Below are 21,098 nucleotides of genomic sequence, written 5' to 3'. Positions count from 1 at the left end.
CAAAAAAAGACGCGAGAGCGTCTTTTTTATTGGGCGCGTATTTATCGCGCGCGAGTTGCTCGATCTGCGGCTATTACTGCGGATTAAGCGGTGAATGCGGATGATCGATCGGGGTAACTCTGACCTGTTTAATCATATTGTCCTGTACGTCCAATACTTCGATTTCGTAATGGCCGATGCGCACTTGAGCGTTAATCTCAGGAATATCTTCTAGGGTTTCAAGCAGCATGCCATTAATGGTGCGGGCGTCGACCGGCAGCGACCAGTTAAAGGCCTTATTCAGTTCCCGAACATTGGCGGTGCCGTCGATAATTACCGAGCCATCGCTTTGTGGATTCACTTCTTCCGCCAACGTAGGGGACATTGACGTAGTGAAATCTCCGACAATCTCTTCCAGAATATCTTCTACCGTAACCAGTCCTTGAATATCGCCGTATTCATCGACAATCATGCCGACTTTTTCTTTATTGCGCTGGAATTTGACCAGTTGAACGTTCAGCGGTGTGCCTTCTGGAATAAAGTAGATTTCATCCGCCGCGCGCAGCAGGTTTTCTTTGTTGAACTCTTTTTTCTCGGTCATCAGCCGGTAGGCTTCACGCACTCGTAGCATCCCAATCGCGTCATCCAGCGATTGGCGATACAGCACAATTCGACCGTGAGGGGAATGAGTTAACTGGCGCATAATGGACTTCCAATCATCATTGATATCAATACCAACCACTTCATTGCGCGGCACCATAATGTCGCTGACTGTGACTTTTTCCAGATCCAGCACCGAGATCAACATGTCCTGATTACGACGGGAAATTTGTGAGTGTGATTCATTCACGATACTGCGTAATTCGTCTTTACTCACTGCATCACTGACGTGCACATTGCCTTTGATACCGCACAGGCGCATCAACAGGCGGGTAATGCTGTTCAGTAACCAGACCAGCGGCAGCATGATCTTCTGCAAAGGAGCCAATAGCATGCTGCTAGGGAAGGCGACGCGCTCTGGATAGAGCGCAGCGATGGTTTTCGGCATCACTTCAGCAAAAATCAGCACCACAAAGGTCAATACGCCAGTGGCAACTGCCACGCCTGCGTTACCGTACAGTCGAATTCCAACTATGGTGGCCAGCGCCGATGCGAGAATGTTAACCAGATTATTGCCGATAAGAACCAGGCTAATCAGACGATCCGGGCGGCGTAATAGTTTTTCCACGCGGCGGGCAGAACGGTTTCCTTGCTTGGCCAAATGGCGCAGGCGGTAGCGGTTTAGCGTCATCATGCCGGTTTCTGAGGCGGAGAAGTAAGCCGATACCACGACCATAATGATCAGAATGATGATAAGTGTACTGGTAGAGACCTGGTCCAACGCAATATTCCTTATAGCGATAGATGAAGGCTCCAGTCAGGGTAACAGGAGCCATAGGTTGGGCGGGGGAGTGTCGTTAGCCGATCATGATCTCTTGCAGCAGGCGGCTGCCGAAATAGGCTAGAGTCAGTAAGAATGCTCCGGCAAAGCTGAACCAGACCACGCGGCGGCCGCGCCACCCTTCGTGATAATGACCCCACAATAGAATAATGTAGACAAACCACGCCATAATCGACAGCACGGCTTTATGGACATTCTCTTTGCTGAACAAATTATCCATATATAACAAACCGGTGCAGAGCGTTAGCGTCAGCAGCACTACGCCAATTTGCGTAATGTGAAACATTTTTCGCTCAATGCTCATCAGTGGCGGCATATCGGCGGTGAATGTCAGTTTTTTATTCTTCAGTAGATAATCCAGCCAAGCTAGCTGCATGGCGTACAATGCGGCAATAATCAGCGTGGCATAACCCAATAGCGCCAGCCCAATATGGATAAATAACGCCGGGCTGCCTTCCAGATGGGTAATGAATTCGCCTGGCATCAGACTGGCGAGAGCCAAATTGATCATGGCAAAGCTGTAAACGATTGGCAGCAGGAACCAGCCGCGCCCACGAGAGGCCACGAATGTCATGATTGAGCAGATCATCAAACCGACAATAGAGCCGATATTCAGCAAAGTCAGGTTTTGACCCTCGCCAACATCAAATATTTGATGTTTCAATGCGATACCATGGCAAACCAGCGCTACTACGGCAGAAACCAGGGCTAGCCGTCGGTAAGCGCTGCTCTTCCTCACCAAACTGGGAATAATCAGTCCCAGACTAAGTAAATAGGCAACTAGAGCCAAAATAGAGAACACGGGCATAGCGGTTAATAGGCATCGGCTGAGTGAATTGGATAACCAGTATAACGTTAGCAGCGTCATGCTCCAACCGTTCTCCTACGTGAAGGCAGAGATCGCGCGCGCTTCGTGTTATAATCCCGCCATTGTGTCGCCCGGGCGGCCTGTTTCCACGTTGAGCATGAGACGATGTTTGAGAACTTAACCGATCGATTATCGCGCACACTGCGCAATATCAGCGGCCGTGGCCGGCTGACAGAAGAAAATATTAAAGAAACCCTGCGTGAAGTCCGCATGGCATTGCTTGAGGCCGACGTTGCCTTGCCGGTGGTTCGTGACTTTATCAACCGGGTTAAAGAGCGTGCGGTTGGCCATGAGGTCAATAAAAGCCTTACGCCGGGCCAAGAATTTGTAAAAATTGTTAAGAATGAGCTGATCGGCGCCATGGGCGAGATCAATAACGAACTCAATCTGGCAGCCCAACCGCCGGCGGTCGTTTTGATGGCCGGTCTGCAAGGGGCAGGTAAAACAACCAGCGTAGCTAAGCTGGGTAAGTTCCTGAGAGAAAAGCAGAAGAAAAAAGTGCTGGTGGTTTCTGCCGACGTTTATCGCCCTGCGGCGATCAAACAGTTGGAAACGCTGGCGCAGCAGGTTGGCGTTGAATTCTTCCCGTCGGACGTGCAGGAAAAACCGATTGATATCGTTAATCGGGCTTTACAGCAGGCGAAACTGAAATTCTTTGATGTGCTGATCGTCGATACTGCCGGTCGTTTGCACGTTGATGAAGCCATGATGGACGAAATCAAACAGATTCATGCCGCGATTAATCCGGTAGAAACGCTGTTTGTTGTCGATGCCATGACCGGTCAGGATGCTGCCAACACGGCGAAAGCGTTTAACGAAGCGCTGCCGTTGACCGGCGTGGTGTTGACCAAGGTAGACGGCGATGCTCGTGGCGGTGCCGCGCTGTCGATTCGTCATATCACCGGTAAGCCGATTAAATTCCTCGGTGTGGGTGAGAAAACCGAAGCGTTGGAGCCATTCCATCCGGACCGCGTTGCTTCACGTATTCTGGGGATGGGCGACGTTCTCTCCCTGATCGAAGACATTGAAAGCAAAGTTGACCGCGCACAGGCGGAAAAATTAGCGACCAAGCTGAAGAAAGGCGACGGGTTTGACCTGAACGACTTCCTGGATCAGTTAAAACAAATGCGCAATATGGGTGGCATGGCCAGCATGTTGAGCAAGATGCCCGGTGCAGGCCAGTTGCCTGACAACGTGAAATCGCAAATGGATGACAAAGTGACGGTGCGGATGGAAGCCATCATCAACTCGATGACGCTGAAAGAACGTGCCAAGCCGGAAATCATCAAAGGTTCTCGCAAGCGCCGTATCGCAGCGGGTTCCGGTATGCAGGTTCAGGATGTGAACCGCCTGCTGAAACAGTTCGATGAAATGCAGCGCATGATGAAGAAAATGAAAAACGGCGGTCTGGCCAAAATGATGCGTGGCATGAAAGGTATGATGCCACCGGGTTTCCCTGGCCGTTAATGCCCTCATTTGCCCTGATAAGCATTCAGGCGAAAAGGGTTATCAATTTCCCGCCAGAAACGGCGGTAAACGATGAAAATTGGCCTCATTATAAAAGTAGCGGACAGGAATCTACGCTTTAGATTGCTTTTTGCGCCAAAATGAGTAAAATTTTCGGGCTTTTTATATTGCAACTGAACCCCGTTCCCCGATGGGGTTCAGTTGTTTTATTAACTAAAGAGGATGTTATGGTAACAATTCGTTTGGCTCGTGGCGGCGCTAAAAAGCGTCCGTTCTATCAAGTAGTAGTGACCGACAGCCGTAATGCTCGTGACGGTCGTTTCATCGAACGTGTAGGCTTCTTTAACCCGATCGCATCTGGTCAGGCTGAAGCACTGCGTTTGGACCTGGATCGTATCGAACATTGGATCGGCCTGGGCGCAACTGTTTCTGATCGCGTTTCTGCGCTGATCAAAGACGCTAAGAAAGCAGCTTAATCTGTCGCGGTGGTGGTTATTATGAGCAAACAACTCAATCCAGTGGTTCCCGAGCAGCCGATTGTTCTTGGCAAAATGGGTTCAACTTACGGCATTCGCGGTTGGCTCAGAGTATTTTCATCCACCGAGAACGCCGAAAGCATTTTTGACTATCAGCCGTGGTTTATCCAGCAGGCCGGTAAGTGGCAGCACGTCGAGTTGGAAGACTGGAAGCGCCACAGTCAAGATTTGATCATCAAAGTCAAAGGTGTTGACGATCGGGATGCTGCGAATCTGCTAACTAATTGCGAAATTATGGTGGATTCGAAACAATTGCCAGAACTAGAAGGTGATGATTACTACTGGAAAGACCTTATGGGCTGTCAGGTAGTAACCACAACCGGTTACGAACTGGGTAAAATCATCGATATGATGGAAACCGGTTCTAACGATGTCATGGTAGTCAAAGCAAACCTGAAAGATGCATTCGGTATGAAGGAGCGGTTGGTCCCGTTTCTTCATGGGCAGGTTATCAAGAATGTCGATCTCACTGCTCAACGTGTTGAAGTAGATTGGGATCCTGGTTTTTGACCTCTGAATTAAACGGCAACGGCGAGTGGAACAAAACGATGTGGATTGGTGTTATCAGCCTGTTTCCTGAGATGTTCCGCGCAATAACCGATTTTGGGGTAACTGGCCGGGCAGTAAAAAATGGCCTGCTGAGCGTGCAGTGTTGGAGTCCTCGTGACTTTACCTACGATCGGCATCGTACCGTGGATGACCGCCCATACGGCGGTGGCCCGGGAATGCTGATGATGGTGCAACCGTTAAGGGAAGCCATTCATGCAGCAAAAGCGGCGGCAGGCGAGGGAGCAAAGGTGATTTATCTGTCACCTCAAGGACGCAAACTGGACCAACAGGGTGTCTGCGAACTGGCAACCAACCAGAAGATGATTTTGGTGTGTGGTCGGTACGAAGGTATTGATGAGCGCGTAATCAAAACCGAAATTGATGAAGAATGGTCAATTGGGGATTACGTTCTCAGCGGCGGTGAGCTGCCGGCAATGACGCTGATTGATTCTGTATCCCGCTTTATACCGGGCGTACTGGGTCATCAGGCCTCGGCTGAGGAAGATTCCTTCGCTGATGGATTGCTGGATTGCCCGCACTATACCCGTCCGGAGGTGTTGGAAGGCATGGAAGTTCCGCCAGTATTACTGTCGGGCAACCACGCTGAGATTCGTCGCTGGCGCTTAAAGCAGTCGCTGGGCCGTACCTGGCTTAGAAGACCTGAACTTCTAGAAAGCCTAGCTCTGACTGACGAGCAAATGGTGTTGCTGGCTGAGTTCCGAAAGGAGCAAGAGGCCTGAGCGACAGAACTATGAAAGGAACGTTTCGCCGCGTGCAAACGATCCTGATATATCAGTTTACCTAGGGTAAGAGACTTATTATGAGCAATATTATCAAGCAAATCGAACAAGAGCAGATGAAGCAAGACGTACCTGCATTCCGTCCGGGTGATTCCGTGGAAGTTAAGGTATGGGTCGTTGAAGGTGCTAAAAAACGTCTGCAGGCATTCGAGGGCGTGGTTATCGCAATCCGTAACCGCGGTCTGCACTCTGCATTCACTGTTCGTAAAATTTCCAACGGCGAAGGTGTTGAGCGTGTATTCCAAACTCACTCCCCAGTAATCGACAGCATTACTGTTAAGCGCCGTGGTGCCGTTCGTCAAGCGAAACTGTACTACCTGCGTGAGCGTACTGGTAAGTCTGCTCGTATCAAAGAGCGTCTTAACCGTATTAACTAAGATACAGCTCAGGCTTCATCCAATAGTTAATAGTTATCAAGGGGTTGGCCATTGGCTGACCCCTTTTTTTATCTGTAAAGTCTCTCAAAGCTCCCGTTTACTTTTCTTATTGATATAAACCGCCATTCCGTCTACCTCAGTTATTTTATTGATATTTTTTGCGCACCGCCTCGAATAAACCAAGTAAAAACTTTGATAATAAAGCTAGCTCTGGCTAGGCTGCATCTCATTCAATTGAATGCTAAGGCCAATAAGAGGAAGAAAATGCTGCAAGGAAAAAGAGCTGTGGTGACCGGTGGTGGGCGCGATTTTGGTCAGGCTGTTTCAGTATGGTTAGCGCGGGAAGGTGCTGAAGTCGTTTTATGCAGTCGGGTTATCGCGCAGGCGCAGGCAACCGTGGATATTATTCGCGCCGAAGGTGGTATTGCCGAGGCCTATGAGTGCGATATTTCCGATATGAATTCAGTCAGGCAGTTTTCTCACGGGTTACTAAAACATGAAAAGCCGATAGATATCCTCTTGCTAAGCGCGGCTCAATGGCTGGAAGGGGATTTACAAACAGGCGGTGGCGATGAGGATATTATTAGCACCATTAATGCCGGTTTAACGGGCTCTATTTTACTGACCAAAGCGCTACTACCGAGGATGAATAGAGAGCAGGGCAGCGATATTATCGCGATGGTTTCTGTCTGCGGCGTGCCGAATTTCACTCAATCTAACGCCCATCCCGCATTTTTCGCCGCTAAGCAGGGTTTTAGCGGCTTTTGCCATACTATTTCCCAGAGCTTAGCTGCTGAAAATATCCGTTTGACCGCGCTGTATCCCCCAGATTTTGAAACCCTTGGTTTTGACGAAGATATTTCTCATCATAATCAGACAAACCAACGCTTGTTAACCGGCCAATCTATTTGGCAAACCGTTAAATTTGTCGTGACTCAGCCGCGCAGTTGCCACATCAACGCTATTCATTTTCAGGGACCGAGCCGCGAACCGTTGGGATAAATGGATGAGTTAGTTATAGGAAGGAGAGCGTCAGTGAGGAAAATCTTAGCGTGACTGCGCCACGCTAAGAATATTCAGATGATTACAGACCGTAAACCAGCGTGACTGAGGTTGTCGTGTCGGTATTTTTGGGGGCGCTGGCCGGAGGCTTGGTGTTGTAGGTAACAACGTAAGCCAGACGCAGAGCAAAACTCTTATTGATTGCTACGTTTAACGCAGTTTCAGAGTTCAGCGTAGTCTCTTCGTTGGCTAAAGCTGAAACGCCTTCGCTAAACACGGTGTTATCGGTCAACTGATAGGTATAGTTGGTGCCAGCATAGGCCAAGGCTTTAGTTGCGCGGCCACCGCGATAGAATTCGTCATGGCGAACACCTGGACCGAATTCCACGCGCAGATTATGTAAAGCGCCGGTAAGAATCTGCCGACCATAACCGGTTGTGAGTACGGAGCGAGAATCGTAGCCGTTATAACGATCGTTCAACCAGCTGGCTTGACCGAACAGATAGTTGCGGTCGGTTAGATTATAGCGAGTACGTCCACCTAACTGATAGCGCTCTGAAGATCTTACCTCATTGGAGCTGGTGTTTCTTGCGGAACCCCAAAGGCTATAAGCCGTATTGGGTTGGAACCAGGTCAACGTGGAGTTGGCTGTCAGGGTTGAGTTATTAGTATTCCCCGATTGAGCGTTATAACCCGCTTCGACATTACCGACAAAACTGTGTTTAGCAGTAGCAGGATCATCAAGTGCGGTAAAAACGGTGGCATCGGCAAAAGCTGATGCGCTGAACATAGACACTGCTAACGTACTGAAATAAAAAGGTAACGCCCTGGTATGACGCAAAGAGAACATAATGCTTCCATGGTAAAAAAGAATAAGATTGATAATGCGGCCGGCATTGTATCAACTTGCGATCAAAGTTATTCATAAGATATTGCCAATCTTCAAATAAATTATAATAAACGCATTTCACATATGAGATTATTATTAGCAATTATTTTTTATGACAGGACGCAGGGCAGAAAAGTCGGCAATAAACCATATTTTGTCTGTGAGAATTGGATAAAATATCAGGGGATAGGGTAATAAATTTAATTTTTTGGCTTTATCCCTCAGTGTTAATTGAGTTTCCTGACTTAAGTTAATTTTTATGGGTGGAGGGGCAATTTCTTACCCCTTGATGATTTTTAAACGGATTTTATTACATAAAGGTATTTACCAGCAGATAACCAGTAATACAGGAGCACACCACGCCGATTAAACCGGGGATGATAAAACTATGGTTAATGATAAAGCGGCCAATTTTTGTCGTACCGGAGCGGTCAAAACCGATGCAAGCCAGATCGCTGGGATAAGTCGGTAATACAAAGTAACCGTAGGCCGCAGGGAAGAAGGCGATCAGCATTTTAGGATCGACACCTAATTGCAACCCCATAGGAGCAATAGCTGCCAATGCCGCCGCCTGACTGTTTACCAGCTTAGAAACCAAAAACAGTACAATGGCATAGGTCCACGGCTGGCTTTTTACCACGTCTTCCAGTACCAGTTTTAATTCCCCCATATGTGCCTGGAAAAAAGTATCACTCATCCAGGCGACGCCGAATACCGAGAAAATTGCTACCATGCCCGCTTTGAATACCGCACCGTTTGAAATATCGCTCGGTTTAACTTTACAGCCCATCAGAATCACTGCACCGGCAATTAACATCATCATCTGAATAACCAGATTCATAGAGAGCGGTTTAAGTACGCCTTTAACTTCATAAGCCGGACGTAAATCGCCAAATGCGCCGAGTAATACGACGATGGCGATGGCACTAAAGAATATCCAGGTTGACCAGTAAGCCTGTTTCGGGAAAACCTGATTCAGCAGCGTATCAGTGCTGCCATATATGAAGGCACGTTGCTCCGGATCTTTTATTCGAGCCTGAAAATCAGGGTCTTTATCCAAATCTTTACCGCGGCGTAGGCTCCACAGCGCTGCGGCTAACACGCCCACTAACGAAGCGGGAACAGAAATCGCCAAAATTTCCAGTATGCTATAAGCATGCCCGATGCCGTGAGCCGCGCCAATAATAGAAACCAGAGAAACTACGGCCACTGATACCGGCGATGCGGTAATGGCCATTTGCGAAGCAACGGAAGCGACGGCCATTGGGCGCTCGGGACGGATTCCTTTCTTGAGGGCGATATCTGAAATAATCGGGAACATGGTATAAACCACATGTCCGGTGCCGCATAAAAAGGTTAATGACCAGGTTGTGAACGGAGCTAATAGCGTTATATGTTGCGGATGCCGACGTAATAAGCGTTCGGCAAACTGCATCATGATATTTAATCCGCCAGCGGTTTGTAATACTGAAGCACAGCCAATAACCGCTAATATCGTCAGCATGACATCAACCGGTGGTTTACCCGGTTCAAGGCCAAATATAAAGGTTAAAATAAATAAGCCGATGCCACTAATAAGGCCTAGCCCCATGCCCCCAAAGCGAGTGCCGATTAATAGGCACAGAATAATAATTGCAAATTGCAGTGTTATCATAACGATCCCTTGTATTTTTCTGTATGAAAAAAGCTTGTTAGCCAATCCTGTTTTTAAAATGTCATATTTTTCTTTGCTATAACCATCAAAGCACAGATCGCTAAAGCAAAAACTTGGCTAATATCAAGAGAGCGCGTCTTATTTATTGAATGAATTAAAACCGAGAGGAAGATCTGTTTTTTATAATTTTTAGTCGAGAAAAAAGAAAGGAATAATATTGGTTATCCCTGATGGTTATTCATGTAAAACGATTGTTTTAATATTGTTCGATATATTGTTGGGCTGGGTTTTAATTAGCTATTTAATTAATCCAGATTTGCTGAAGTATTTCGGCATCTTTAACTGAATCACAGCTGGCAGGGAAATTATCGCCCCGTTCAAAGTGAATTTTCAAGCGGGCAGGCTGGCAAAGATCCTGTTGCCCAGCATGATAACCTGATAGGTAATAGTCGCGATTAATGTGTGGATTGTCATACCATTCGGCTAGAGTCTCATTATCTCTGACAATCAACCCGCCCTGAGCATCACTGAATCCGATCTCATACCAGCTCGTCGGGTCTTTGACTTCATCATTAGGGTCAAGAGAATGGCTACAGCCGCTAAGTAACAGCGCACCGATCATCATCTGCTTATATTTCATGGTGAAGTTCTTCTGCAACCGATTTGCGATAGCTGTTTTAGATAATGATATCAGGCTATGCCTAACTTCTCTTTAAGTGGTTTTAGATAACGTCGGCTAACCGGGATGTGCTTTCCGGTGCGAGTGACAACTTCTGCTGAACCGTTATCCATAAGCTGTATTTCGCCTAGCTGTTCCGTGTTCACCATATATTGACGGTGACAGCGAATAAAAGGCGTTTTTTCTTCCAGCGTTTTCAACGAGAGCTGGGTATAACCTGATTGCACCATGCCCACAACGTGCACACCGCTAAGCTCTGAACTGAGATATTCGACCTCTTCTATTTTCAACAGAAAGATACGATTATGCCCGGAGCAGGGAATGTGACGCAGCATCGGTTCGGTGATTTTGTGTAAATTATTATTTACAGTTAGACCTCGGCGCAGGCGAATAAGTGTCTTGGCCAATCGTTGCTGGTCGAGGGGTTTTAGCAGATAGTCGAAAGCATGTTCTTCGAAGGCGCGGACAGCATACTCGTCAAAGGCAGTGACAAACACAATGTGGGGCATGCTCTCTGGGTTCAGCATGCTCGCTAGCTCCAGTCCGTTGATGCGAGGCATTTGAATATCGAGAAATACGACATCCGGCTGGAGCCGCTGAATCGCGGGGATAGCTTCTATAGCGTTACTGCATTCAGCGATAACCTCAATGTCTTGCTCTTCACTTAATCGTTCGCGTAAATCTTCGCGCGCAGGTTGTTCATCATCAACGATGATCGCTCTCAGCATACTTCCTCCACAAATTTTTCTCATTTTATCATGGTGATTTGCTGCTTGGAGAACCATCTGTACAAACTGCGACATCCCGCAAAAGTTAGCCAGATTGTGGGTGTAAAGTTTGCGGTAATTATTTATTTACAGATATGGATTGAAAAGTTTACACGGCGTGATATTGTGGAACTCAGAAACGACACCGCACATGAAACGATACTCGCTTAACAGAGGTAGGTAGGAAATATGATCATGCAAAAAGATGCGCTCAATAACGTTCATATCAGTGCTGAACAAATACTGATTACGCCGGAAGAACTGAAGAATCGGTTCCCGTTGAGTGAAAATGATCAATATGCAATTGCTTCGGCGCGCAAAACCATTGCTGATATCGTTCAGGGGCGCGACCCGCGTTTGTTAGTGGTTTGCGGTCCTTGTTCCATTCACGATGTGGATGCTGCGTTGGATTATGCTCGTCGTCTGAAACTCCTCTCTGCTGAATTGAGCGATAGCCTGTACATCGTTATGCGCGTTTATTTTGAAAAACCAAGAACTACCGTAGGTTGGAAAGGTTTGATCAACGATCCGTACATGGATGGTTCTTTTGATATGGAAGCAGGCCTGCATATTGCTCGACGCCTGTTGCTGGATTTAGTGGGTATGGGATTGCCATTGGCGACCGAAGCACTTGACCCAAATAGCCCGCAATACCTCGGCGATCTGTTCAGTTGGTCGGCCATTGGTGCCCGTACCACGGAATCCCAGACTCACCGTGAAATGGCATCTGGCCTATCTATGCCTGTAGGTTTTAAAAACGGAACTGACGGCAGCTTAGGTACGGCGATTAATGCGATGCGCGCCACATCTATGCCACATCGTTTTGTTGGCATTAATCAGTCTGGGCAGGTGTGCTTGTTGCAAACTCAGGGCAACCCGGACGGTCATGTGATTCTGCGCGGCGGTAAAACGCCTAATTACAGTGCGCAAGATGTGGCGCAGTGTGAAAAACAGATGCAGGACGCGGGACTCACTCCATCCTTGATGATAGATTGCAGCCATGGTAATTCGAATAAAGATTTCCGTCGCCAGACCGCAGTAGCTGAATCGGTTGTTGAGCAGATCAAAGCAGGTAATCGTTCGATTATCGGTGTGATGCTGGAAAGTCATCTGCATGAGGGGAACCAGTCATCTGAGCAACCGCGGGAAACGATGCATTACGGTGTTTCCGTGACCGATGCCTGCATTAACTGGGAAACAACGGAAACTCTGTTACGTTCGATGCATAAAGAATTAAGCCCGGCGCTGGCGGCGCGGACTGTAGAGGAATAGTCGTTATGGTGGCTGAATTGACCGCATTGCGCGATCAAATTGATGAAGTGGATAAAGCGTTGCTGGACTTGCTGGCGAAACGCCTGAGTCTGGTGGCTGAGGTGGGCGAAGTCAAAAGCCGCTTTGGTTTGCCGATTTATGTGCCGGATCGTGAGTCTGCCATGCTGGCGTCACGCCGCAAAGAGGCCGAGGCGCTGGGCGTTCCCCCCGATTTGATTGAAGATGTTTTACGCCGGGTGATGCGTGAGTCATATGCCAGCGAGAATGACAAAGGCTTTAAAACCCTGAACCCACAGCTGCGCCCCGTCGTGATTATCGGTGGTAAAGGGCAGATGGGGCAGTTATTCGGTCGGATGTTATTGCTTTCGGGCTATCAGGTAAAAACGCTGGAGCAGGAAGACTGGCCGCAGGCGGAATCGATTCTGGCCGATGCAGGAATGGTGATCGTCAGCGTACCTATCCATGCAACAGAAGAAGTGATTGCTAGCTTACCTAAGCTACCGACAGACTGCATTTTGCTGGATTTGGCATCGGTGAAGAATCGTCCACTGCAATCGATGCTGGCAGCGCATGAAGGGCCGGTTGTTGGTCTGCATCCGATGTTTGGTCCGGATGTGGGGAGTCTGGCGAAGCAGGTCGTGGTGTATTGTGATGGTCGTCAGCCTGAAGCTTACCAATGGTTATTGGAACAGTTGCAGGTATGGGGCGCGCGGCTGCATCGTATCAGCGCGGTTGAACATGACCAGAATATGGCCTTTATCCAGGCGCTACGCCACTTTGCCACTTTTGCCTATGGTCTGCATTTGGCGGAAGAAAATGTTCAGCTTGAACAGCTTTTGGCTCTGTCCTCGCCGATTTACCGGTTGGAGCTGGCGATGGTCGGGCGACTGTTTGCTCAGGATCCGCAGTTGTACGCAGATATTATTATGTCGTCGGAAGATAACCTGGCGCTGATTAAACGTTACTACCAGCGGTTTGGTGATGCGATTAAGCTATTAGAACAGAGTGACAAGCAGGGGTTTGTTTCCAGCTTCCAGAAGGTGGAACATTGGTTCGGTGATTATGCTGAACGCTTCCTGCTGGAAAGTCGCTCTTTGCTGCGCCAAGCAAATGACAATCGGCAGTAATCATTAATATTTATGCTGTTAGCCAGTAAAAAAGTCATCCCAGACGATCGGGATGACTTTTTTTATGAGCAAAAATAGGTAGCGATCGGCGATTAACTTGGGTTAACCGGCACCACGTTTTCACTCGGATAGCAGCCCAACACTTTTAGTGAACGGGTTAGCAGCGTCAAATCGCTGAGCGCCTTTTGCATCGCTTCGGAACGCAGGTTAGCCTGCACATCAATATAAAACATTTCTTCCCACGGATTCCCGTTGATTGGCCGAGATTCTAGCTTGGTCATAATGATGCCGTGTTCTTTCAAGACCAGAAGAGCTTCTACTAACGCCCCTGATTGTTGGCCAGTAGCCATAATCAGCGTAGTTTTAGCTGGAATCTGCTCAGAAACATCAATAGCTTTACGCGCCAGCACGATGAAACGAGTGATGTTTTGCTGCTGATTTGCCAAATAGTATTCCAGTACCTGCAAACCATAGAGCGCGCCACCGGCTTCGCTGCCCAATGCGGCGGCTTTTGGGGAATTTAGCTGTGCGACTTTTTCCATTGCGGCGGCGGTGCTTTCGCAATATTCGATTTTCCAGTGCGGGAAACGGTTAATGAACTGACTACATTGTTGGAAAGGCTGCGGGTGGCTGTAAACCGTTTCAATCTGACTTAAATCGGTCTCCGCAGCCGTCAGAATGCAGTGCTCGATCGGGTTGGTTAATTCTCCGACTATCGACAGGCTAGTATGTTGCAGCAGATCGTAAACATCATTGATAGAGCCTGAACTGGTGTTTTCGATCGGTAAAATCGCGTAATCCGCCTGACCGGTTTCTACTTGAGTAAAGATATCCTGGAATTTCAGGCAGCCGCATTCGATCAGGTTATCAAAATGACGGGCGGCGTATTGACGTGCGGCCAAATGAGAGTAAGAACCTTTTGGGCCAAGAAATGCGATGCGCGCTGAATGAGCGGTAGTTTGGTTCAACTGGTGTTGCAGCAATGTCTGTTGGGTCAATACTGAGTCTTCAATAATCAGCTGGAACAGACGGGTGATATAAAATCCGTCGAGATCGTAAGGTTTAGCAGCAGTAATCAAAGCCTGCAGTAAATCCTTCTCACGTTCTTTATCACGGATCGGACGATGGCTGTGTTGCTTGGCTCGAGCCACTTCGATTGCCAACTCGCGGCGTTCTGCCAGTAACGCCAACAGCTTTAAGTCTAAAGCGCTGATACGTTCTCGTAGCACCAGTAACGGATTGTCTGTCATAGGGTCAGCCTTATTATTTTTGCCAAATGATTTATGCATAAAAAAAGCCTCCCGGTTGGGAGGCTTGTTTGTTCGTCTTCGCATTCTTTATCACACGACGAAACGCCTCCCAATCAGGGGAAGGTAAAAAAGAATGCGAAGAAAAACGGTTTGTAGCTCATGTGATGGTTGATGGCCTAATAGTCGCGAATGGAGTTAACTTAACTGCCGCCAGTTATGGCGTCAATAAAAAACGCGCCCGAAGGCGCGTTAGATCCTCAATAAGATGGTTAACCCGTTACTCTTCTTGCTCAGGCTCCTCTATCAGATTGACATTTTTGATACTAGCGGCGGTACGTTTTGCCTCACCTTTGTGCTGAACTTTGTTTAGTTGTCGTTCTAATTTCGCGATCAGCTCGTTGATTGCGGCATACATATCATCGTGCTTGGCACTGGCTACCAGAGGGCCGTTTGGCGTACCTATGGTCGCATCAACAACAAATCCTTCAGGGTCTTTAGACAGCACGATATGCGGATTTATTAGCTGAGCTTGCCACTTATCCAGTTTGGTTAGACGGTCTTCAACATGCTTACGAATTGCAGGGGTGATATCCATTTGTTTGCTAGTAATATTGACTGCGGTCATATGGCTTACCTCGTTGTCTTCTCCGTCTTGGATAACTTCAGCATACCTCTCTTTTCGGTAAATAGAATGATCTAAATCACATTTTCTTGTCACTTTTTGCAAAGGCGACCTGAACTGTGAGCCAGTATTAGGAAAGTGATTTAAGAGCTTGAATCATCGGAAAAAATGTCGCAATATCGATAAGATCGGCCAGCGATATTGGAGCCGAAATTCTGCTTTTACCCCTCTCCCTCAATGGCTTAGTCCCCCCTTAACCTTTCAGATCCAGAGCGGGTCGGGTTTTGTATGCTACCCGTGACTCAAATTACCGCGCAGGTTTCCCTATATTGGGAACCGGGAGAAAGTACGTTTTACAGATTAAGGAAAGGAGGGCGTTCAATTTTGCGACTAACAGAAACAAAAACGGCAGCCGAAGCTACCGTTGTTTTGTCTCATTGGCTCACGCCAGTGTAGCCATCCCACTATGCAGGGTTGGCTGCAATCACTTTACTGACTTTATCTGCCTGCGCATTCAACTGAATTTGCTTGTAGGCATTTTCCATTAACGGCAGTGCATCGCGAGTCGCTTTGGTGTCTGGGTAATTGCGCATCATTTGCTCAACACGGTTAATTACCGCAACGTAAGCACCGCGCTTAGTGTAGTATTTAGCAACGGCCAGTTCATGCTTGGCCAGTCGATCTTTCAAGAACACCAGGCGTTTTTGGGCATCCGTAGCATACTGACTGTTCGGATAGCTTTGAATTAACTGGTTAAAATCGCGGAAAGCAGCTCTTGCATGCTGAGGGTCGCGGTCTGAACGGTCAATCCCGAAGAAGCCTTGTAATGCACTGTCATCCAGAGCCATGTCAGTCAGACCACGCATATATAATACGTAATCAATGTTAGGATGTGTGGGATTGAGGCGCATAAAGCGATCGATCGAGGCCTGAGCCAGCGGCAAATCGGCAGATTTATAATAAGCATAAATCAAATCCAACTGCACTTGCTGGGAGTAAGGCCCGAAAGGATAGCGATTATCTAACGCTTCTAGTTGCGTAATAGCTCCCTTAAAGTTACCGTCCTGCAGTTTTTGCTGCGCGGTAGCATAGAGCTCAGAAGGCGGGTTGTCGGGAACCACGTCCTTGTTACTGGAGCAACCGGTCAGCACCAGGCTCAACGTGGCGGCAGCCACCAGATATTTCATACGCGTCATGACGTTTTGATTATCCTCGAAGTGTTATTCCGGGAGACTGTCCGTTAAGCTCCCGACAAAGATCTAGATACAATAGCACATTATATTAAACGGCATCGCCGTCAAAACCCAACGTTAACGAAGAAGCTGCATATGGCACAACAAGTACAACTCAGCGCAACGGTGGCCGAATCTCAACTCGGTCAACGTTTAGATCAGGCTTTGGCCGAATTGTTCCCTGATTATTCACGATCTCGCATAAAAGAGTGGATTTTGGATAATAGGGTCTCGGTCGATGGTAAGACAATTAATAAGCCAAAAGAAAAAGTGTTGGGTGGCGAGATCGTCGCGATTGACGCTCAAATAGAAGAAGAAGCCCGCTGGGAGCCGCAGGAAATCCCATTGGATATCGTGTACGAAGATAGCGATATTCTGGTTATCAACAAACCGCGCGGCTTGGTGGTACACCCCGGTGCAGGTAATCCTGATGGCACGGTATTAAATGCGTTATTGCATTATTACCCTGAAATCGTGGATGTTCCCCGCGCTGGCATCGTTCATCGTCTGGATAAAGACACCACAGGTTTGATGGTCGTGGCGAAAACCGTCCCGGCTCAGACTCGTTTGGTTGAAGCGCTTCAGGCGCGCGAAATCACTCGTGAATACGAAGCCGTTGCCATTGGTAAAATGACGGCGGGCGGTCTGGTTGATGAGCCGATTTCTCGTCACTCGACCAAACGCACTCACATGGCGGTTCACCCTATGGGTAAACCTGCGGTGACTCATTACCGCATTATGGAACATTTCCGCGCGCATACTCGCTTGCGTCTGCGTCTGGAAACGGGCCGTACTCACCAGATCCGCGTGCATATGTCGCATATTAACCATCCGCTGGTGGGCGATCAGCTTTACGGTGGCCGTCCGCGTCCGCCAAGAGGCGCATCGGATAATTTCATTGCCGTGCTGCGTGGTTTCGATCGTCAGGCACTGCATGCCACCATGCTGCGTTTGTATCATCCAATCAGTGGCGTTCAGATGGAATGGCATGCCGCTCTGCCGGAAGACATGATTGAGCTGATCACCGCTTTGAAAGCCGATACTTTAGAATTTAAAGATCAGATGGATTGGTAATGAAGCCGCTGATTCTGCCGCAATGGCCACAGCCAGCCAGCGTTAAGTCGTGCAGCACCACCCGCAGCGGTGGTGTTAGCGTGCCGCCTTATGATTCTCTGAATTTAGGGGCGCACGTAGGCGATAACCCGGCGGATGTGGAGCAGAATCGCCAGCAATTAATTACGCTGGCGGCGCTGCCACAGGCTCCGCAATGGCTGGAACAGGTGCATGGCACGCGAGTTTTACGCCTGAACGGCGAGCCCATCGCGGATATCCAGGCCGATGCGGTATACAGCAACGTGCCTGGGCAGGTTTGCGCGGTGATGACTGCCGACTGTCTGCCGGTCTTGTTCTGTTCGCTGACGGGAGACGAAGTTGCGGCGGCTCATGCCGGCTGGCGTGGCTTATGTGCCGGCGTTCTTGAACAGACTTTGGCAGAATTCAGCGCAAAACCTTCTTCTATTATTGCCTGGTTAGGCCCGGCGATTGGGCCTCGGCAATTTGAAGTGGGAGCAGAAGTAAAACAGGCATTCGTTAGCGCAGACCCCCAAGCTGCGCTGGCGTTTACTCCGTTTGGTGACAAATATCTGGCAGATATTTACCTGCTAGCCCGCCAGCGGCTGGCGTCAGCGGGTATCCACGAAGTGTACGGTGGCGACCTTTGTACAGTGAGTGATGAGCAACAATTTTTCTCTTATCGACGCGAAGGAATCACCGGCCGCTTGGCAAGTTTAATCTGGTTGATCTAACCTATTGAATTAGGACGATCCAATGACGCATACCACAAAACTCAAATATATTGGCTAAAATAACCTTGAAAAGCTGAGGGATGACCTCATCTAATCTCCAGTAGCAATTTTGACCAGTATTGGAGGTGTTATGCGTCTGGATCGTCTTACCAGTAAATTCCAGCTTGCCCTCGCCGATGCCCAGTCTTTAGCCCTTGGGCGCGACAACCAGTTTATTGAACCGTTACATTTGATGAGCGCTTTGCTCACTCAGGATGGGGGCACGGTTCGCCCATTGTTAACCTCTGCCGGTATCGATGTTGCGCGTTTGCGCACGGAAATCGATCAGGCTTTGGGACGCTTGCCGCAGGTTGAAGGTACCGGCGGCGATGTTCAGCCATCCCACGAATTAGTGCGGGTACTCAATCTTTGCGACAAACTGGCGCAAAAGCGCGCAGATAAATTTATTTCTTCAGAATTATTTGTTCTGGCGGTGCTCGAAGATCGCGGTTCGTTGACCGATCTATTGAAAGCCGCAGGTGCAACAACCGATAAAATCAGCAAGGCAATCGAACAAATGCGTGGTGGAGAAACCGTTGATGACGCCGGTGCGGAAGATCAGCGCCAGGCATTGAAAAAATACACCATTGACCTGACCGAGCGCGCGGAGTCCGGCAAACTCGATCCGGTTATTGGCCGTGATGAAGAAATTCGTCGCACCATTCAGGTATTACAGCGTCGTACCAAGAACAACCCGGTACTGATTGGTGAGCCAGGGGTGGGTAAAACCGCCATTGTGGAAGGTTTGGCTCAGCGAATTGTCAACGGTGAAGTGCCGGAAGGTTTGAAACACAAACGCGTGCTTTCATTAGATATGGGCGCGTTGATTGCCGGTGCTAAGTATCGCGGTGAGTTTGAAGAACGGCTAAAAGGCGTATTGAACGACCTGGCCAAGCAGGAAGGTAGCGTCATTCTGTTTATTGACGAGTTGCACACCATGGTCGGCGCAGGTAAAGGCGACGGTGCAATGGATGCAGGCAACATGCTGAAACCTGCGTTGGCTCGTGGTGAATTGCACTGCGTAGGTGCTACTACGCTGGATGAATATCGTCAGTATATAGAAAAGGATGCGGCGTTAGAGCGTCGATTCCAGAAAGTATTTGTAGCAGAACCGACGGTAGAAGACACCATTGCCATCTTGCGTGGGCTGAAAGAGCGTTATGAATTGCACCATCATGTGCAAATTACTGACCCGGCGATTGTGGCGGCTGCGACCTTATCGCACCGTTATATTGCCGACCGTCAGTTGCCAGATAAAGCCATCGACCTTATCGATGAGGCCGGTTCTAGCCTGCGTATGCAGATGGACTCCAAACCGGAATCTCTGGATCGTCTGGAACGTCGGATTATCCAGTTGAAACTGGAACAGCAGGCGCTGAATAAAGAGTCTGACGACGCCAGTAAGAAACGTTTGGAAATGCTCAATGCTGAATTAGAGCAAAAAGAACGCGAATATTCAGAGTTGGAAGAAGAGTGGAAAGCCGAAAAAGCCTCTTTAACCGGTACTCAGAATATTAAAACCGAACTGGAGCAGGCCAAAATTAGTCTGGAGCAGGCTCGTCGCGTTGGCGATCTTGGTAAGATGTCCGAATTGCAATACGGTAAAATTCCAGAACTGGAGAAACAGCTGGCTGCCGCTACTCAGGCCGAAGGCAAGACCATGAAGTTGCTGCGTAACCGCGTAACTGAAACGGAAATTGCCGACGTGCTGGCGCGCTGGACCGGGATTCCGGTGGCGCGGATGCTGGAAAGCGAGCGCGACAAGCTGCTGCGTATGGAACAAGACCTGCATCAGCGGGTTATTGGCCAGAACGAAGCGGTTGAAGCCGTTTCTAACGCAATTCGTCGTAGCCGTGCCGGTTTGTCAGATCCTAACCGTCCGATCGGTTCATTCCTATTCCTCGGCCCAACCGGGGTAGGTAAAACCGAATTGTGTAAAGCTCTGGCGACTTTCCTGTTCGACAGCGACGACGCTATGGTTCGTATCGATATGTCCGAGTTTATGGAGAAACATTCCGTATCTCGTTTGGTTGGTGCGCCTCCGGGCTACGTCGGTTATGAAGAGGGGGGGTATCTCACCGAAGCGGTACGTCGTCGTCCTTATTCAGTGATTCTGCTGGATGAAGTCGAGAAAGCGCATCCAGATGTGTTCAACATCCTATTGCAGGTATTGGATGATGGCCGCCTGACCGATGGCCAAGGTAGAACGGTAGACTTCCGTAATACCGTCGTCATCATGACGTCTAACCTGGGGTCTGATTTAATTCAGGAACGCTTCGGTGAAAGAAGCTATACGGAAATGAAAAACATGGTTATGGAAGTGGTCAGCCATCACTTCCGTCCTGAATTCATTAACCGTATAGATGAAGTCGTCGTCTTCCATCCGTTGGGGCGGGGGCAATTGGCTTCGATTGCCAAGATTCAATTGGAGCGTTTGTACAAACGTCTGGAAGAACGTGGCTACGAAGTTACTATTACCGAACCTGCCTTGGAGTTCTTGGGTGAAGCTGGGTTCGATCCTGTATACGGGGCGCGGCCGTTGAAACGTGCCATCCAGCAGGAAATTGAAAACCCGCTGGCGCAGCAGATACTTTCCGGCAAGTTATTACCGGGTATCCCTGTGATATTAGATGTTGAAGACGGGCATATCGTGGCCAAACAGTCATAGTGAAATGGAAAGGGGCGATTTATCGCCCCTTTTTGCTTTCTTTTTACCCAGAAATGCCATTTTTGATGTATTTAT

General features: G+C 48.6%; 21 protein-coding genes and 1 other annotated feature. Of the genes, 11 read left to right on the top strand and 10 right to left on the bottom strand.

The genetic code is table 11. The features are described from left to right. Window positions 1-73 precede the first annotated feature (73 nt). The gene (locus tag ACQ4OC_RS19050; RefSeq protein WP_064516640.1) at window positions 74-1,360 is read right to left on the bottom strand and encodes an HlyC/CorC family transporter; all 1,287 of its coding nucleotides are present in this window, start codon (window positions 1,358-1,360) and stop codon (window positions 74-76) included. Between the two features lie 76 nt (window positions 1,361-1,436). After that, a complete protein-coding gene (locus tag ACQ4OC_RS19045; RefSeq protein ID WP_064518464.1) occupies window positions 1,437-2,228 on the bottom strand; it encodes a cytochrome C assembly family protein in 792 nt (263 codons plus the stop codon). A 165-nt stretch (window positions 2,229-2,393) separates the two neighbouring features. Here ACQ4OC_RS19045 and ffh point away from each other — a divergent pair, with 165 nt between their 5' ends. The 6 genes from ffh (at window position 2,394) to ACQ4OC_RS19015 (ending at window position 7,019) form a co-directional block, all read left to right on the top strand. Then, entirely contained in the window at window positions 2,394-3,755 is a 1,362-nt protein-coding gene (gene ffh, locus ACQ4OC_RS19040; RefSeq protein WP_064516641.1) for a signal recognition particle protein, read from the top strand. A 227-nt stretch (window positions 3,756-3,982) separates the two neighbouring features. Continuing rightward, window positions 3,983-4,231, top strand: a complete 249-nt coding sequence (gene rpsP, locus ACQ4OC_RS19035; RefSeq protein ID WP_004877236.1) for a 30S ribosomal protein S16 — start codon at window positions 3,983-3,985, stop codon at window positions 4,229-4,231. Between the two features lie 21 nt (window positions 4,232-4,252). Further along, a complete protein-coding gene (rimM, locus tag ACQ4OC_RS19030) occupies window positions 4,253-4,801 on the top strand; it encodes a ribosome maturation factor RimM (protein ID WP_049601098.1) in 549 nt (182 codons plus the stop codon). Window positions 4,802-4,839: 38 nt separating this feature from the next. Then, entirely contained in the window at window positions 4,840-5,580 is a 741-nt protein-coding gene (gene trmD / locus ACQ4OC_RS19025) for a tRNA (guanosine(37)-N1)-methyltransferase TrmD (RefSeq protein WP_049601097.1), read from the top strand. Window positions 5,581-5,660: 80 nt separating this feature from the next. Next, complete coding sequence (gene rplS / locus ACQ4OC_RS19020; RefSeq protein ID WP_004877229.1) at window positions 5,661-6,017, top strand: 50S ribosomal protein L19; 357 nt, start codon at window positions 5,661-5,663, stop codon at window positions 6,015-6,017. Between the two features lie 264 nt (window positions 6,018-6,281). Further along, entirely contained in the window at window positions 6,282-7,019 is a 738-nt protein-coding gene (locus tag ACQ4OC_RS19015; RefSeq protein WP_064516643.1) for an SDR family oxidoreductase, read from the top strand. Window positions 7,020-7,101: 82 nt separating this feature from the next. Here the strand turns inward: ACQ4OC_RS19015 and ACQ4OC_RS19010 are convergent, their stop codons facing one another. The 4 genes from ACQ4OC_RS19010 to btsR all read right to left on the bottom strand — a co-directional run bounded on the left by ACQ4OC_RS19010 (window position 7,102) and on the right by btsR (window position 10,969). Then, entirely contained in the window at window positions 7,102-7,869 is a 768-nt protein-coding gene (locus ACQ4OC_RS19010; RefSeq protein ID WP_064516645.1) for a DUF481 domain-containing protein, read from the bottom strand. 349 nt (window positions 7,870-8,218) lie between these two features. Continuing rightward, entirely contained in the window at window positions 8,219-9,562 is a 1,344-nt protein-coding gene (locus ACQ4OC_RS19005; protein WP_120807008.1) for an anaerobic C4-dicarboxylate transporter, read from the bottom strand. A gap of 301 nt (window positions 9,563-9,863) precedes the next feature. Then, window positions 9,864-10,202, bottom strand: coding sequence for a DUF2799 domain-containing protein (locus tag ACQ4OC_RS19000; RefSeq protein WP_430971518.1), 339 nt, complete (start codon window positions 10,200-10,202; stop codon window positions 9,864-9,866). Between the two features lie 50 nt (window positions 10,203-10,252). Beyond that, complete coding sequence (gene btsR, locus ACQ4OC_RS18995; RefSeq protein WP_064516651.1) at window positions 10,253-10,969, bottom strand: two-component system response regulator BtsR; 717 nt, start codon at window positions 10,967-10,969, stop codon at window positions 10,253-10,255. Between the two features lie 234 nt (window positions 10,970-11,203). Between btsR and ACQ4OC_RS18990 the strand changes: the two genes are divergently transcribed. Together ACQ4OC_RS18990 and tyrA are read left to right on the top strand one after the other, a co-directional pair. Continuing rightward, complete coding sequence (locus ACQ4OC_RS18990) at window positions 11,204-12,280, top strand: 3-deoxy-7-phosphoheptulonate synthase (RefSeq protein WP_430971517.1); 1,077 nt, start codon at window positions 11,204-11,206, stop codon at window positions 12,278-12,280. 5 nt (window positions 12,281-12,285) lie between these two features. After that, complete coding sequence (tyrA, locus tag ACQ4OC_RS18985) at window positions 12,286-13,407, top strand: bifunctional chorismate mutase/prephenate dehydrogenase (RefSeq protein WP_064516654.1); 1,122 nt, start codon at window positions 12,286-12,288, stop codon at window positions 13,405-13,407. Window positions 13,408-13,499: 92 nt separating this feature from the next. Here the strand turns inward: tyrA and pheA are convergent, their stop codons facing one another. The 4 genes from pheA to bamD form a co-directional block, all read right to left on the bottom strand. Continuing rightward, on the bottom strand, window positions 13,500-14,657 hold the full coding sequence (gene pheA, locus ACQ4OC_RS18980) for a bifunctional chorismate mutase/prephenate dehydratase (RefSeq protein ID WP_064518466.1): 1,158 nt from the start codon (window positions 14,655-14,657) through the stop codon (window positions 13,500-13,502). Window positions 14,658-14,694: 37 nt separating this feature from the next. After that, window positions 14,695-14,819: a sequence feature (Phe leader region), on the bottom strand. Next, window positions 14,771-14,818 (bottom strand): pheA operon leader peptide PheL, encoded by a 48-nt coding sequence (pheL, locus tag ACQ4OC_RS18975; RefSeq protein WP_201030833.1) that lies wholly within the window; start codon window positions 14,816-14,818, stop codon window positions 14,771-14,773. Its footprint overlaps the feature before it by 48 nt. A 115-nt stretch (window positions 14,820-14,934) precedes the next feature. Continuing rightward, window positions 14,935-15,282, bottom strand: coding sequence for a ribosome-associated translation inhibitor RaiA (gene raiA, locus ACQ4OC_RS18970; protein WP_064516656.1), 348 nt, complete (start codon window positions 15,280-15,282; stop codon window positions 14,935-14,937). A 461-nt stretch (window positions 15,283-15,743) separates the two neighbouring features. Beyond that, on the bottom strand, window positions 15,744-16,475 hold the full coding sequence (gene bamD, locus ACQ4OC_RS18965; RefSeq protein ID WP_064516658.1) for an outer membrane protein assembly factor BamD: 732 nt from the start codon (window positions 16,473-16,475) through the stop codon (window positions 15,744-15,746). 132 nt (window positions 16,476-16,607) lie between these two features. Between bamD and rluD the strand changes: the two genes are divergently transcribed. The 3 genes from rluD to clpB all read left to right on the top strand — a co-directional run bounded on the left by rluD (window position 16,608) and on the right by clpB (window position 21,023). Further along, complete coding sequence (gene rluD / locus ACQ4OC_RS18960) at window positions 16,608-17,585, top strand: 23S rRNA pseudouridine(1911/1915/1917) synthase RluD (RefSeq protein ID WP_064516660.1); 978 nt, start codon at window positions 16,608-16,610, stop codon at window positions 17,583-17,585. After that, complete coding sequence (yfiH, locus tag ACQ4OC_RS18955) at window positions 17,585-18,316, top strand: purine nucleoside phosphorylase YfiH (protein WP_064516662.1); 732 nt, start codon at window positions 17,585-17,587, stop codon at window positions 18,314-18,316. Before rluD ends, yfiH begins: the two co-directional genes overlap by 1 nt. A gap of 130 nt (window positions 18,317-18,446) precedes the next feature. Next, on the top strand, window positions 18,447-21,023 hold the full coding sequence (gene clpB / locus ACQ4OC_RS18950; RefSeq protein ID WP_064516664.1) for an ATP-dependent chaperone ClpB: 2,577 nt from the start codon (window positions 18,447-18,449) through the stop codon (window positions 21,021-21,023). Window positions 21,024-21,098 lie beyond the last annotated feature (75 nt).

This window comes from Yersinia sp. J1, from assembly GCF_050586585.1.
In the GTDB taxonomy this organism is placed as follows: Bacteria; Pseudomonadota; Gammaproteobacteria; order Enterobacterales; family Enterobacteriaceae; genus Yersinia; species Yersinia entomophaga.
The sequence above is the reverse complement of the archived record's forward strand: the minus strand, read 5'-3'. Positions and strand labels throughout refer to the sequence as shown.